The following is a 13545-nucleotide window of genomic DNA, read 5'->3' on the forward strand; positions in this document are numbered from 1 at the left end:
TTGTGTTCTGGCGGCTGCCTTAAAGTTTCATCCCGTTAGGCAAATTAGCGGGCGCGGTTAGCTCCGGGCTTTCCATAGAGGCCACCGGGTAGGCGCAGTAGTCTGCAGCGTAGTAAGCGCTGGCGCGATGGTTACCGGAAGCGCCAATACCGCCGAACGGTGCCGTTGAGGCGGCGCCGGTAATGGGTTTGTTCCAGTTGACGATGCCGGCGCGAATCTCTTCAAAGAATGCCTCGTAACGCTCGCGCGAGTTGGAAAGCAAACCGGCAGACAGGCCGTAACGGGTGTCGTTGGCAATCTGAAGCGCTTGCTCAAAACTGCTGTAGCGATACACCGAAAGCAACGGGCCGAAGTATTCGGTATCCGGTACGTCGGTAGCGTCGGTCAGGTCGATGATACCCGGCGACAGCAGCGCGGTATTTTCTTCCAGTTGAGTCATTTCCAGCAGCGATACGCCGCCTTTATCGATCAGGTTCTGTTGCGCTGCCAGCAGGCCTTCGGCCGCCTTAACGGAAATGACCGAGCCCATGTAGGGCTGCTGCTCGTCGTCGTAGCGGCCAACCGTTAAGTTGAGTGCAGCATCGACCAGCTTTTCCAAAAACTCATCACCAGCGCTGTTATCCGGCACCAGCAACCGGCGTGCGCAGGTACAGCGCTGACCGGCAGAAATAAAGGCCGAGAACAATACATGGTGCAACGCGGCTTTTTCGTCAATGTCATCATCGAGAATCATCGGGTTATTGCCGCCCATTTCCAGGGCCAGAATCTTACCGGTATCGCCGCTGAATTCGCGGTGCAGCAGCTCGCCGGTGGTGGACGAGCCGGTAAAGAACAGGCCGTCGATATGACCCTGATTGGCCAGGGCTGCGCCGGTTTCAATCGCCCCCTGAACCAGATTGAGAACACCTTCCGGTATGCCGGCCTGTTGCCACAGTTTGACCGTTTCTTCCGCCATTTTTGGCGTTTGCTCGCTCGGTTTGAATACCACGCAGTTGCCTGCTATCAGGGCCGGAACGATATGGCCATTGGGCAGGTGACCGGGGAAGTTGTAAGGGCCGAATACGGCCACCACGCCATGCGGGCGGTGACGCAGAACCGCTTTGCCATCGGGCAGGTCACTTTCTTTGGTGCCGGTGCGCTCGTTGTAGGCGCGAACAGAAATATCGACCTTATTGATCATGGCGGTAATTTCAGTGCGCGATTCCCACAAGGGCTTTCCGGTTTCGCTGCCAATAACGGCGGCCAGGTGCTCCTGGTTTTCTTTCAGCAATTCGCCAAACTTCCGGCAAATGTTAATGCGCGTTTCAACGGGCGTTTTGCGCCAGCCTTTGAAGGCGCTGCGTGCTGCCTGAACCGCCAGGTTGACATTGGCCGGTGTGGCGGTGCTGCCTTGCCAGACAACCTGCTGTGTAACCGGGTTGGTGGATGTTAAATCCTTGCCATTGCCGGCTATCCATTGGCCGCCGATAAACAGTGATGGGTGAGACATAGTGACCTCCTAAGGGCGCAATGAAACGGCGCGAACCGTATCGCCTTCGTTCAGTTGTAGTTGTTCTGTTTGTTCCGGCGTCAGCACAATGCTGTTGCCGTTCAGAGCGGATTTGTTGGCTAGCAGTACACGGAAATCGTCAAACTTTCGATTGCTGACCAGCAATAAACCGTACTTGTCGGTTAAATCTGTCGCGGGTGCCTCTTCGCTGCGGGTCACGTTGTAGATTTCGCTTTCGCGTACCGCGCGAATATTTTTAACCTTTACCGAAACGGTCGGGCCACCATCGAAAATGTCGATGTAGTTGTTCGGTTCAAAGCCTTCAGACTTGAGCATGGCCAGTGCTGGTTCGGTTTGCGGGTGAACCTTGCCAATGGAGGCTTGAGCCGCCGGTGACAGCATGGGCACGTAGATCGGGAATTTCGGCATCAGTTCGGCGATGAAGACCTTGTTGCCGAGGCCGGTCAGATAGTCGGCATCGGAAAACTCCATGTGGAAGAAGTGTTTGCCGAGGCTGTCCCAGAATGGGGAACGGCCGTTGTCGTCGCTGTAGCCGCGCATTTCAGCGATGATCTGTTCGTTGAACAGTTCCTGAAATTCCGCCAGAAACATATAGCGACTGCGGCTGAGCAGTTGGCCGTTCTGGTCTTTACGGTAGTCGGGCATGAGGAACAGGGTGGCAATTTCTGAGCAGCCGGTAAGGTCGTTACTCAGATAAAGTGTTTCGGTAATTTTGTGTACGCTGATTTCACGCGAGGAGTGAACAGTTTTACCGACATGGTAGTTGTACCAGATGTCTTCGTGGCCAATACTGGCTTCCAGTGCGCAGATGCCAGCGATTTTTTGGCTGGCCGGTTCAACCAGGGCAAACAGGTAAATGCGTTCGCTTTCGGGAATGCTTTTGTTGAACGATGCGACGGCCTGGCTGAGCTTGGCTTCCATTTTCTGTTTGCTGTCGGGCAGCGATGTCACACCGACGCCGGAGTTTTTTGCCAGCTGGTACAGACTGTCTAGGTCTTCTTTTTGGATGGGCCGAATGTACACGGTGCAATCCTCTTCACTTCTTTAGTAAGCCACGATCGGTGGCTGGCTTGTAGCCGCGTTTTTTGCGGCTGACACTTTTTGTTTCGCTCTTTGGTGGCTCACCCGGAGCCGACGGTAATGCCTGCCCAATAGGTTCGAGAACTCGGCTTTCGGCCTCAGACACCCTCACCGATTGTTCAGACATTCCCCTCGTCTCTTGAGACTGAGCAATGCTTCACTTTTGGGTTTGCCAAGCTGGTGGCTCACCCGGAGCCGACGGTAATTCCTGCTCAATAGGTTCGAGAACTCGGCCTTCGGCCTCAAACACCCTCACCGATTGCTCAGACATTCCCCTCGTCTCTTGAGACTGAGCAATGCTTCACTGTTGGGTTTGCCAATCTGGTGGCTCACCCGGAGCCGACGGTAATGCCTGCCCAATAGGTTCGAGAACTCGGCTTTCGGCCTCAGACACCCTCACCGATTGTTCAGACATTCCCCTCGTCTCTTGAGACTGAGCAATGCTTCACTTTTGGGTTTGCCAAGCTGGTGGCTCACCCGGAGCCGACGGTAATTCCTGCTCAATAGGTTCGAGAACTCGGCCTTCGGCCTCAAACACCCTCACCGATTGCTCAGACATTCCCCTCGTCTCTTGAGACTGAGCAATGCTTCACTGTTGGGTTTGCCAATCTGGTGGCTCACCCGGAGCCGACGGTAATTCCTGCTCAATAGGTTCGAGAACTCGGCCTTCGGCCTCAAACACCCTCACCGATTGTTCAGAAATTCCCCTCGTCTCCTTCAATTCATTTGTCGATTACTCACGTCTTTTATCTTTTCTAATCGCATGAAGCCGGTTCTTCCCAGCAGACCAAGGGGACTTCTTCAGAATGTGAGAGGGTGTTTGAGGCCAAAGGCCGAGTTCTCGAACACATTCTGAAGAAGTACCGTTGGGCTGCCCAACTACATCAGTACCCAACTACATCAGTACCCAACTACATCAGTACCTAACTACATCAGTACCTAACTACATCAGTACCCAACTACTCAAAAAAAATCACAACAATGAGAAAGCTATCGAATCCCCTTTCTCAACGTTTAAGGCCTCTGCCACATCCGGCGGTATCCGTACCGAGTCACCAATGCCTTCGACCAGAGTACCCACCACGCAGCGGAAGTCTTCGTGCGAGCGGTTGCTGATCAGGTAGCGCATTCCGTTACTGATTTCAGCCGGATAAGCCTTTTTGTAACGGATGTTGCGGTAGGTTTGGGTATATTGAATTTCGCCTTTCAATACCGGGCCACCATCGAACGGGTCGATAAACTTGGATTGATAAAAGCCTTCTTTATAAAGCAGCTGGCAAATTCGGTTGGCCGCTTCATGGTTGCGGCCAATGTTTTCAGCAGCCTCGGCTGGCAGCAGCGGAACATAAACCGGGTGCTGCGGAATCAACTCAGACATAAAGGTTTTAGACTTCATCGAGCAGTAGTAATCGACGGTTGGAAAATCGAGATCAAAAAACTTACGGCCAACGGCATCCCAGAACGGGCAGTTGCCCTTGTCATCAAAAATGCCCTGAATTTCGACAATGATTTCCTGATGGAATTTATCCGGCTGAGTGGCCATAAACATCAGCCGCGCACGCGAAAGTAAATCGAAGTATTCGGTATCGTGCAGTGATGGGCTGATGGAAAAAGAACGCAGCAGGGTTTTCCCGGTCAGCTCATGCGATAAAAACAGTACCGAAACCTTGGAGCTGATGTTCAGGTGGTGCGAGGCGTGAACAATTTTATCAAGCCGGTAGTTAAAGAACGGGTAGCCGTTGCCGGCTTCCGAATCAATACCGGAGGTGCCATACAGCTCGCCAGTGCCGGTGTTTTCCATAACGAACAGATAAGACGAGGGCTTTTCTGAATCGCTGGCGTTATCAAACGAGTCTTTCGATTCAGCAATGCGTTCGCTCAACTGGTCGCGGTCTTTCGGCAGGGTGGTTACCCGGGCTTCCGTTTCGTCGAGCAGCCGTTCAATGCCGGTCAGGTCTGAAAATATGGCAGGGCGGATTAGATACATGGGAATTCCTGAAAATTTATGCGGACAAACGGCGTTATGAACCGGGTGTTACGCCAGCACCTTTGGGGCACTGGCATAGCACCGGTTATGCAAATCAGGCGTTAGCCGGCCACGACCTTAGCAATGGCTTCATCCAACAGGGCAAGGCCCGCATCGATGTCGGCATCCGGAATGATCAGCGACGGTGCAAAGCGGAGGACGTTCGGGCCGGCCACCAGTGTCAGCAGGCCGTTTTCCAGCGCTGCCGCCAGAATATCCTTGGCGCGGCCATGCCACTCTTCAACCAGTTCAATACCGATCAGCAAGCCAAGGCCGCGTACTTCTTTAAAGATGCCGTACTTGGCGTTGATTGCATCCAGACCGGCGCGGAATTTTTCACCCTTGGCGCGCGCACCTTCAAGTACGCCCGGTTTGGTGATTTCATTCAGTACCGCCAGGCCCACTGCACAGGCCAGCGGGTTGCCGCCGTAGGTTGAACCGTGGGTGCCGAAGGAAAGGCTCGGTGCAACGGCATCGGTACAGAGCATGGCACCGATCGGGAAGCCGCCGCCCAATGCTTTGGCGGTGGTCAGTACATCCGGTGTAACACCATAGTATTCGTGCGCATACATATAGCCGGTTCGACCAACGCCGGTTTGCACTTCATCGAAAATCAACAGCGCGTCGTTTTCGTCACACAGCTTGCGTGCACCTTCCAGGAAGGCTTTTTCAGCTGGGGTTACGCCGCCTTCGCCCTGAATCGGTTCAACAATCACCGCTGCGGTGTTGGCGGAGATCTGCGCTTTCAGTGCTTCCAAATCGTTATAAGGCACATGGCTGATGCCACCCGGAGTTGGCTCGAAGCCTTCTTTGTATTTGGCCTGGCCACCCGCAGACACGGTAAACAGGGTACGGCCGTGGAACGAACCGTAGGTGGAAATAATTTCGTGTTTCTGCTCGCCGGCTTTGAGGAAGGCGTGACGACGTGCCAGCTTCAGCGCAGCTTCATTGGCTTCAGCACCGGAGTTACAGAAGAACACCTTATCGGCAAAGGTCACCTCGGTGAGCTTTTTCGCCAGTGCCAGCGCAGGCTCGTTGGTCATTACGTTCGACAGGTGCCAGAGTTTTTCACCCTGTTCCTTTAATGCACCAACCAGCGCCGGGTGAGCATGACCCAGTGCGGTCACGGCAATGCCGGCCGCGAAATCGATGTATTCGCGGCCATCCTGATCCCAAACCCGTGAGCCTTCGCCTTTAACCGGAATGATTTTACCGGGTGCATAGTTAGGCACCATTACTTCATCAAATTGATCACGGGTAAGTTCTGACATTACTTTTCTCTCTATGGTTGGTTGAGGAAATCTTCTTCATGACAAAAAAGATTCTAAAAAAAATAAAAAAATTCGGCTTACGTTATAGCGACAAAAGTTTATAGCAGATTGCCAATTTGGAAAGCCAGTGGCGTGAAACGTTAAATCGTGTAATTACCGGAGCTTTGCAATCCTCCCTGTTCAAAGGGGGTTAGAAAAACGGCGTCAATATTATGCTGCGGTTTCTTCCATACAGCGACAAGTCTTTAACTAAGGCGCTGATTTGGCGGGTTGAAGTCATTTTGATCAGTTGGCTCGGCAGCCGGCAAGCTCAGCATTGACGCACCTTTGCAGCGGAAAATCTCTGCTATATTCAAAAAAATCAAGTAACCGGCGCGAGTGCCGAAAAAGTAACTGCAACCTTAAAAGATGAGTTTCAGCCGCAGCGGAAGGGCTGGTGCAGTGAAAGTTTTCTGAGTCACACGGATGTTGATCTTCAGAAGCTATTGAATTTCAGGTATCTGAGTTTTGAAGCTAAACAAGAAAAATAAAATCCAGTTTAGTGTCGCTGCAAAGCTGGTGATCGGTTTTGCGACAGTTCTGCTATTGCTCGCCTTTATTGCATTTCAATCCATCGGTAATTACCGGCAAACGCAGCGTACGCTTGATCATCTGGTGTCGATTTCAGAGCAGATGCTGCAGGAAACCACCGTGGTGCAGACGACCCTGCTGAATCTGGTTTCTGACTTCAAACGCGTGGCCGAGCAGAATGATACCGATGCGGTAAACCGCATTATCGAAACCGTTTTTGTGCAGAAGTCTCAGGTGATTGATGCCATTGATGCGGTGGCAGCTTACATCGATGACAACCCTTATGTGCAGTTTACAACCAGTGCCGAAGTTCGTCAGATGAACGAGCAGGTTGAGCAGGTCTGGAAGCAAATGGAGGCCTCCGCACAACTGAAGCTGCAGCAGTTTCAGGTGGATGATGAGGTTCGGGCACTCGGCCAGGCAATGAAAGAAACCGAGCAAACACTGAAGCCCTATTTCGAGGATCTGTTTTGGGAGGCCTACGACGATCAGCAACTGATTGTACTGTACGAGTTTTACTCATCCTTTCTTATCGGTTTGAACGTTGCCAAAGACGTTGAGATCGCATCCGATTTAACCTCGATAAACAGCTCAACATTGGCCTATCAGGATTGGCAGTCTTCACACCTGGAATACTTTCTATCGATGACGTCGTTGGTGGCCCAGAACGAAGCCTTTCAGGAGGCGTCTGTGCTGCTCGATCAAATGACCCGGAAAATGGATGCGCTGGTGCAGGGTGCCGATGGCGCTGAAGGCTTGCTTTCGCGCCGTGCGCAATCGGTTGGCCTGGCATTGCAGGCGGCGGAAAACATTAAGCAGGTCGACTCGGCCATTGAAAGCACGCTTGATGCGGTGGCCGATTTAAACGACAGCGCCACCGTCTTTTCTCAGGAAATTGCCGCCGATATGCAGCGCAGCGTTGACCGGGCGGTAGCCCTGCTCATCGTCACCTCGCTGCTGGCTGCAGCCGCGGCGGTGGTTATTTCGCTGCTGGTGCTGCGTTCTATTCGCAACCCGATGAAGTTGGTGATCGATGCCCTGCGGCACCTGTCTGCCGGTGACCTGACCTTCCGCATCAACCGCCACAGCAGCGATGAGTTTGGTGAGCTTTCACGCGCAACCGAGCAGGTGAACAACAGGCTGACCGATATGATCGGCAACATCGTCAGTCGCTCCAACCGGCTGAACGACATCAGTCACAGCACCATGACCCGCACAGAATCTGCGCTGCAGCGTGTCGCCAGCCAGGCCGAAGAGTTGGGCTCAATTGCCACGTCCATGCAGGAGATGACCTACACCGTTTCGGAGGTCGCAAATTCGGCCGGCGGCACCCGCGAGGAGGTTAACCGAGTGAATGATCTGTCGGCCAGTGCCGATCAGGATATGCAGGTCAGCAAGCAGGGCATCTCAGAGTTACGCGGCCATCTTGAATCGGCCGTTTCCGAGATCGGTGAAATGAACGGCGCAGTGGAAAACATTGAAAAGATTCTGGTGGTTATCCGCAGCATTGCCGACCAGACCAACCTATTGGCACTGAACGCTGCCATTGAAGCCGCCCGCGCCGGTGAGCATGGCCGTGGCTTTGCTGTGGTGGCCGATGAGGTGCGTAGCCTGGCCAACCGCACACAGGATTCTACCAGTGAGATCAACGGCATTATCGAAGGCCTGAACGTCGCGGTGACTAAAGCGGTTTCGGTGATTGAACAGGGCTCGCAAATGGCCAACGAGAGTGACGAGCGGTTCGATTCGCTGACCCACACCCTAACCGAACTGAACAGCTCCATTGAAAAACTGGGGTCTTCCAGTGATCACATCGCCTCTATTGCCAGCGATCAAAGCGCGACGGCGGACGCGATCAACAAGCAGCTGGTTGCGATATCCGATTCTGCCGAAGGCACCCGCGAAGAAGTGAATGAAGTCGCCGGAAGTATCGCTGAGGTTGGCAATGTATCCGACAGCCTCAGAGACATGATTTCCGTTTTCAAACTCGAAAACGACAGTAAAACAACAACAAACTAACCGCAGTAGACAACTGTAACAGGAAAATCTGAGAGGTTTTTATGAAAGCAATATTCAAACGTAATCTGGCAATTGCCGGCTCTGTTTTGATGGCACTGCCAGCCTTAACGTTTGCCGAAACCCTGACCATCGGTACGGTAAGTAACGGCGATATGTTGCGTATGCAAAAGCTATCCGGTGCCTTTGAAGCGGCGTACCCGGACATCACCCTGGAATGGCAGGTGCTCGATGAAAACACCCTGCGCCAGAACATTACCCGCGATATTGCCGCCGGTGGCGGTGAATACGATGTCATTACCATCGGTATGTATGAGGCCCCCATTTGGGGTGGCAACGATTGGCTGGTGCCGATGGAAGGCTTACCGGGCGACTACGATGTGGACGATATTTTTGATTCCGTGAAGGGCGGTCTTTCCGCCAACGGCAAGCTGTACGCACTGCCGTTTTATGCCGAAAGCTCGATGACCATGTACCGCAAAGACCTGTTTGAAAAGGTGGGCATGCCCATGCCCGCTAACCCAACCTGGCAGTTCATGTACGAAGCCGCCTCGAAGATTCACGACCCGGCCAACGAGGTTTACGGTGCCTGTCTGCGCGGCAAGGCGGGCTGGGGTGAGAACGTGGCTTTCATTACCACCATGGCCAACTCTTTTGGTGCGCAGTGGTTCGATATGAACTGGGAACCGCAGTTCGATTCGCCGGAATGGGATAACGCCTTAAGCTTCTATCTCGACCTGATGAGCAACTATGGCCCACCGCAAGCCTATAACAACGGCTTCAGCGAGAACCTGGCGCTGATGAATGCCGGTAAGTGCGGCTTCTGGGTAGACGCGACCGTTGCCGGCAGCTTTGTTACCGACCCGGGCCAAAGCAGCGTTGCTGATCACATGGCGTTTGCTCCGGCACCTTATGCCACCACGCAGAAAGGCTCCGGTTGGCTGTGGGCCTGGGCACTGGCGGTGCCGGTCAGTTCTGATTCAGTGGATGCCGCGAAAACCTTTATCACCTGGGCCACATCCAAGGAGTATTCCGATTTAGTCGCGCAGGAATATGGCATTGCCAACATTCCGCCGGGTACCCGTAAATCGACTTACGCCAATGCCGAATACATGGCTGCAGCGAGCTTTGCGCAAACAACGCTGGATCAGATGGCGAAGGCCAATCCTGAAGATTCGACACTGAACCCAAACCCCTATACCGGCGTTCAGTTTGTGACGATTCCGAAATTCCAGTCGTTCGCCAACAAGGTGGGGCAGCAGTTCTCCGGTGCGCTTTCCGGTAAAACCACCAAAGATAAAGCTCTGGAGCTTTCCCAGAAACTGGTACGCCGTGAAATGGTCCGTGATGGCTACATCAAATAGTTAGTGCGTTGCTGCCAGCGAAAGGAGCGCCTGTCGCTCCTTTTTTTATGCCCGGAGAACAGCCTGTGCAGCGGAAGGGTGTCATCCGGGTGAGCTGAACTACACTGAAGCAATCCTTTGGCGGGCATTGTCTGATGGAAGCAGTGAACACGATCAAGAGGCTGATTTACCGTTGCCTGATTATGGCAATGGCGAGTGCTGCTTTGCTGGCAAGCGCCAATGAGGATGTATTCCGCATGCACAGCGGGCACGACCCCGACAGCCCCAGCGCGGTGTGGATGGAGCTGTTCTACGCCGAGGTATTCCGGCGGCTGGATATGCCTCATGAAGTTCTCTTCCTGCCCAATAAGCGCGGAGCCATGATGACCGAAACCGGTGAGATAGACGGCCAGGTCAACCGCGTTTACGCTTACCAGAGCAGGTATCCGCAGCAGCGTCGCGTGAATGAACCCATCAGCCGTCTGAGTATTATTGCCTGGGTCCGGGCCGAAAGCGGGCTGGCGTTCGACAGTTGGCAAAGCTTTAAGGACAGCGGTCTGCGCATCGACTATGTGCGTGGTGTGGTGCTGGCTGAAATTAAATTAATTCCCCTGATTGAAGCCGAGCGTCTGAGCACTTCATCGTTTTCCGTCGATGGTCTTACCCGCCTGAAATATGATCTGAGTGACGTCTTTGTGCACAGCAACTTTGGTGTTTACCCGTTTTTAAACGATGAAGACTTCGCCGGCTATATCCGTTCGGGCGGTGTGATTTCGTCTGAATTTATGTACCCCTATGTGCATGCCAAGCACGCCTACCTGATACCGGAAATGGAGCGGGTCATTCGAGAGGTGAAAGCGGAAGGGCTGTTGCTGCGGTTTTGCTTTGAAGCCTATGGTGATCTTAACGTCGACTTCTGCAGAGAGCTGCAACCGGATTGATGACCCGGGCAGCCGGTTGAATTAATTTACCGGCTTTATCAGGCGGCCGATCGTCGGTATGGTCTTACCAAAAATAATCTTAATCAGAACCAGAAACAGCTCGCCGGTGGCGATCGAGTCTGCCAATGCGTTGTGTGCCAGATAGGGCGGCAGGTTGTGACGTTCACGCACCGCAGAAAGCCGGTAGTCGCCGGTTTGGGTATCGTTTTGATTGCGCATCAGAGACTTTTCCATAGCCAGCGTATCGAGCCAGATGAGCGGCAGGGGCTCAATGCCGTAGCGCTGCTGCAGGTAGTTGTCGATAAACTCTTTTTCGACCATGGTGCCGTGGGCGATGAGGACTTTTCCCTTCATGGCCCGGAACAGGTTATCCATCGCCTCGTCGAGTGACAGGCCTTCGGTCAGCATTTCCGGAACAATGTGGTTGATCACCGCCGACTCGGCTTTGATGTCGGTATCGGATTTCACATAGGTGTGCGATGAGCTTTGAATGTCCACCCGGAACTGCTGAATCTGCAGGAAACCGATGCTCAGAATGCGGTCCTGCTCCGGGTTTAGGCCGGTGGTTTCCAGATCGAACACGAGAAACTCCAGATCGTACAGCTTGGTTTCCGGGTGCGGGTAGGGCTCCGAGATTAGCTCACGAACCGCATCGGGCAAGTTGCTTTCAGCGAGACGGGTCTGCCGGGCGCGTTCCAGTTGCGCCAGCGGATGAAAATAGTTGATCAGCTTTTTCAATGCGGCTAAACCTCACTGAAGCGCAGCTTGGCCGCGTCCTGCAGGTTGGCAATAATCCGGAACGCATCCTTCAGGTGCTGGCGTTCAAAACTGCCGAAGGAATCCGGGGAAATATGGTTGTTCGGCTCAATGCCTTTCTTCAGTGCCTCCTGCTGGTGGCGGAAACGCAGCTGACAAATAAAGCGATAGGCCCCGATGATATTTTTCAGCGCGTCTTCACTGAGCACCGCGCGCTGGTTGGCATAACGGAAGCGCTCTTCGGTATTGGTAGAGGTGCAGCCGACAGACAGGCCATAAATACGGGCCAGATCCACCACCAGAGTAATGGCGTACCTCTTGATGTTCAGGGTGTTGCTGTTGACGCCGCTTTTTTCCAGCACCAGGCTGTTAAAAATGCCCAGTGGCGGGTGCACTGAGGTTGCATCCTTGATCAGCGAGGTCAGGAAGCCGGGGTGCTGGCGGATCAGCTTATACAGGTGGTTTTGCAGCTGCTCCGAGAAACTGGCCTCGCCGTAAATGCTGCGTACCTCAAGAAACACACTGGTGTTGAGCAGGGTGTTGTGATCCGGCGATTTTACCCACTGGCTGTAGTAGTTCTTCCAGATGCCCAGGGTTTGGCACCATTTTCTGTTCGAGGCCATGAAGTTGCCCGGGCACAGCGTAAAGCCGCACTTGGCGAGCGATTCGCAAACAAAGGTCGACATCAGCTCAAAGTACTGGCGGTCTTCGGCGCTTGCCGAGTTATCCATGATGATGGCGCTGTCCTGATCGGAGCCAATGTGAATTTCGTTGCGGGCGTGCGAGCCGGCAACCACCCAGGCGAACTTACAGGGCGGCTCGCCAAAGGTTTCAATGGCCATCTGAATCAGCCGGCGGTTGTAGGCATCGTAGATCATTGCCATCACCTGACCGACTATCTCTGAGCGGACCTTACCATCGACCAGCGCCTCGAAAATGGCCTGACGCTCTGGCGTCAGTGCGGCCAGTTGTTCCACGGTGTTAGCACGCTTGATGGTATCGATCAGGAAGATAGCCTGAACGCGGTTCTTCTGCACCATGTGCGAGGTGGTCAGCAAACCATGCACCTTATTTCCGCTGACAACCGGCAGGCTGCGCACGTTGTTCTGCATCATCAGCGAGGCAGCCTTCAGTACCAGGTCATCCGGGCCAACAGTGAGCGGTGATTTGGTCATTACGTGGCTGATCGGACGATTGATGCTGACGCCATCGGCGATCACGCGCTTGGTCATATCGCGGTCGGTAATCAGGCCAACAATCACGCCCTTGTCTTTCACCACCGCAGTGGAGGAGCGCACCACGTTACGCATTTCGTGAGCGACCTGCTGAATGGTCATATCGGCGGTGACAATGGCCGGAGCGCCGGTGGCGACCTCAGAAACCTTTTTAACAAACAGGCCCTTTTCGTTATCGGACCAGACCACATTCAGCGCCGACTGCAGCCGGATTTGCGCCTGCGACGCAAAGTGTTCGGCATACTGTGGGTGGTCTTCAAGCAGCTTCTGTAGCTGTTCATGCGGTACCAGATACAGCAGGGTCGATTCTGTGGCGACCGCGGTATAGCCATCTTCAGCGTTAGACTGCGGCTCAATAAAGGTAAAGCCGAACAGATCTTCCGGCCCCAGGCGGGCGCGCAGAATGCCGTTGGGCTTGCGCTGCTCCATGACCCCGGTACGGATGATGTACAGGTACTTTTTATCGCTGTCGGTTTGCGGCTCAATCTTCTCGCCCCGCGCCAGATAGGTAATGCTGATAGAACCGGCGATTTGCCGTTTTAAATCGGAAGGTAGTTTGTCGAACGGGTCTATCTGAGAAATAAATTCCAGAATATTGGGCAGCAAAGATTGAATCATAGGGGCACCAGGGGGCTTATCGCCGAGCAAATCTTTAGAGGGTTTAATTGTAATACAATATTGTTTTTGTGTTTAGCGTTTGTGAGAGCTGTCACAGAGTTGTCTAAATGACAGGGTTGTTATGCTGCCAATGTGAAGCAGGCTATTTATTCCGGGGTGCAGAATTTTTCATAATCCCG

At 53.6% G+C, this 13545-nt stretch carries 10 protein-coding genes; 3 read left to right on the forward strand and 7 right to left on the reverse strand.

The window, feature by feature from the left end:
• Window positions 1–19: 19 nt before the first annotated feature.
• The 5 genes from astD to BCF53_RS09920 all read right to left on the reverse strand — a co-directional run bounded on the left by astD (window position 20) and on the right by BCF53_RS09920 (window position 5887).
• Window positions 20–1489, reverse strand: a complete 1470-nt coding sequence (gene astD / locus BCF53_RS09905) for a succinylglutamate-semialdehyde dehydrogenase (RefSeq protein WP_132701569.1) — start codon at window positions 1487–1489, stop codon at window positions 20–22.
• Between the two features lie 9 nt (window positions 1490–1498).
• A complete protein-coding gene (astA, locus tag BCF53_RS09910) occupies window positions 1499–2533 on the reverse strand; it encodes an arginine N-succinyltransferase (RefSeq protein WP_132701570.1) in 1035 nt (344 codons plus the stop codon).
• 13 nt (window positions 2534–2546) lie between these two features.
• Window positions 2547–2717, reverse strand: coding sequence for a hypothetical protein (locus tag BCF53_RS19205; RefSeq protein WP_165901873.1), 171 nt, complete (start codon window positions 2715–2717; stop codon window positions 2547–2549).
• A gap of 846 nt (window positions 2718–3563) precedes the next feature.
• Window positions 3564–4577 (reverse strand): arginine N-succinyltransferase, encoded by a 1014-nt coding sequence (locus tag BCF53_RS09915; protein WP_132701571.1) that lies wholly within the window; start codon window positions 4575–4577, stop codon window positions 3564–3566.
• 101 nt (window positions 4578–4678) lie between these two features.
• Window positions 4679–5887, reverse strand: coding sequence for an aspartate aminotransferase family protein (locus BCF53_RS09920; protein WP_132701572.1), 1209 nt, complete (start codon window positions 5885–5887; stop codon window positions 4679–4681).
• A gap of 507 nt (window positions 5888–6394) precedes the next feature.
• Between BCF53_RS09920 and BCF53_RS09925 the strand changes: the two genes are divergently transcribed.
• The 3 genes from BCF53_RS09925 (at window position 6395) to BCF53_RS09935 (ending at window position 10757) form a co-directional block, all read left to right on the forward strand.
• On the forward strand, window positions 6395–8476 hold the full coding sequence (locus tag BCF53_RS09925) for a methyl-accepting chemotaxis protein (RefSeq protein ID WP_132701573.1): 2082 nt from the start codon (window positions 6395–6397) through the stop codon (window positions 8474–8476).
• 41 nt (window positions 8477–8517) lie between these two features.
• Window positions 8518–9837, forward strand: coding sequence for an ABC transporter substrate-binding protein (locus tag BCF53_RS09930; RefSeq protein ID WP_132701574.1), 1320 nt, complete (start codon window positions 8518–8520; stop codon window positions 9835–9837).
• 134 nt (window positions 9838–9971) lie between these two features.
• Entirely contained in the window at window positions 9972–10757 is a 786-nt protein-coding gene (locus tag BCF53_RS09935; RefSeq protein ID WP_132701575.1) for a hypothetical protein, read from the forward strand.
• 21 nt (window positions 10758–10778) lie between these two features.
• Here the strand turns inward: BCF53_RS09935 and BCF53_RS09940 are convergent, their stop codons facing one another.
• Both BCF53_RS09940 and BCF53_RS09945 read right to left on the reverse strand, forming a co-directional pair.
• Complete coding sequence (locus BCF53_RS09940) at window positions 10779–11495, reverse strand: 3'-5' exonuclease (RefSeq protein ID WP_207902698.1); 717 nt, start codon at window positions 11493–11495, stop codon at window positions 10779–10781.
• A gap of 5 nt (window positions 11496–11500) precedes the next feature.
• Window positions 11501–13366 carry a putative nucleotidyltransferase substrate binding domain-containing protein gene (locus tag BCF53_RS09945; protein ID WP_132701576.1) on the reverse strand — a complete coding sequence of 622 codons (1866 nt, stop codon included), beginning with the start codon at window positions 13364–13366 and terminating at the stop codon, window positions 11501–11503.
• Window positions 13367–13545: the final 179 nt, after the last annotated feature.

It is taken from the genome of Reinekea marinisedimentorum (assembly GCF_004341165.1).
GTDB classification, from domain to species: domain Bacteria; phylum Pseudomonadota; class Gammaproteobacteria; order Pseudomonadales; family Natronospirillaceae; genus Reinekea; species Reinekea marinisedimentorum.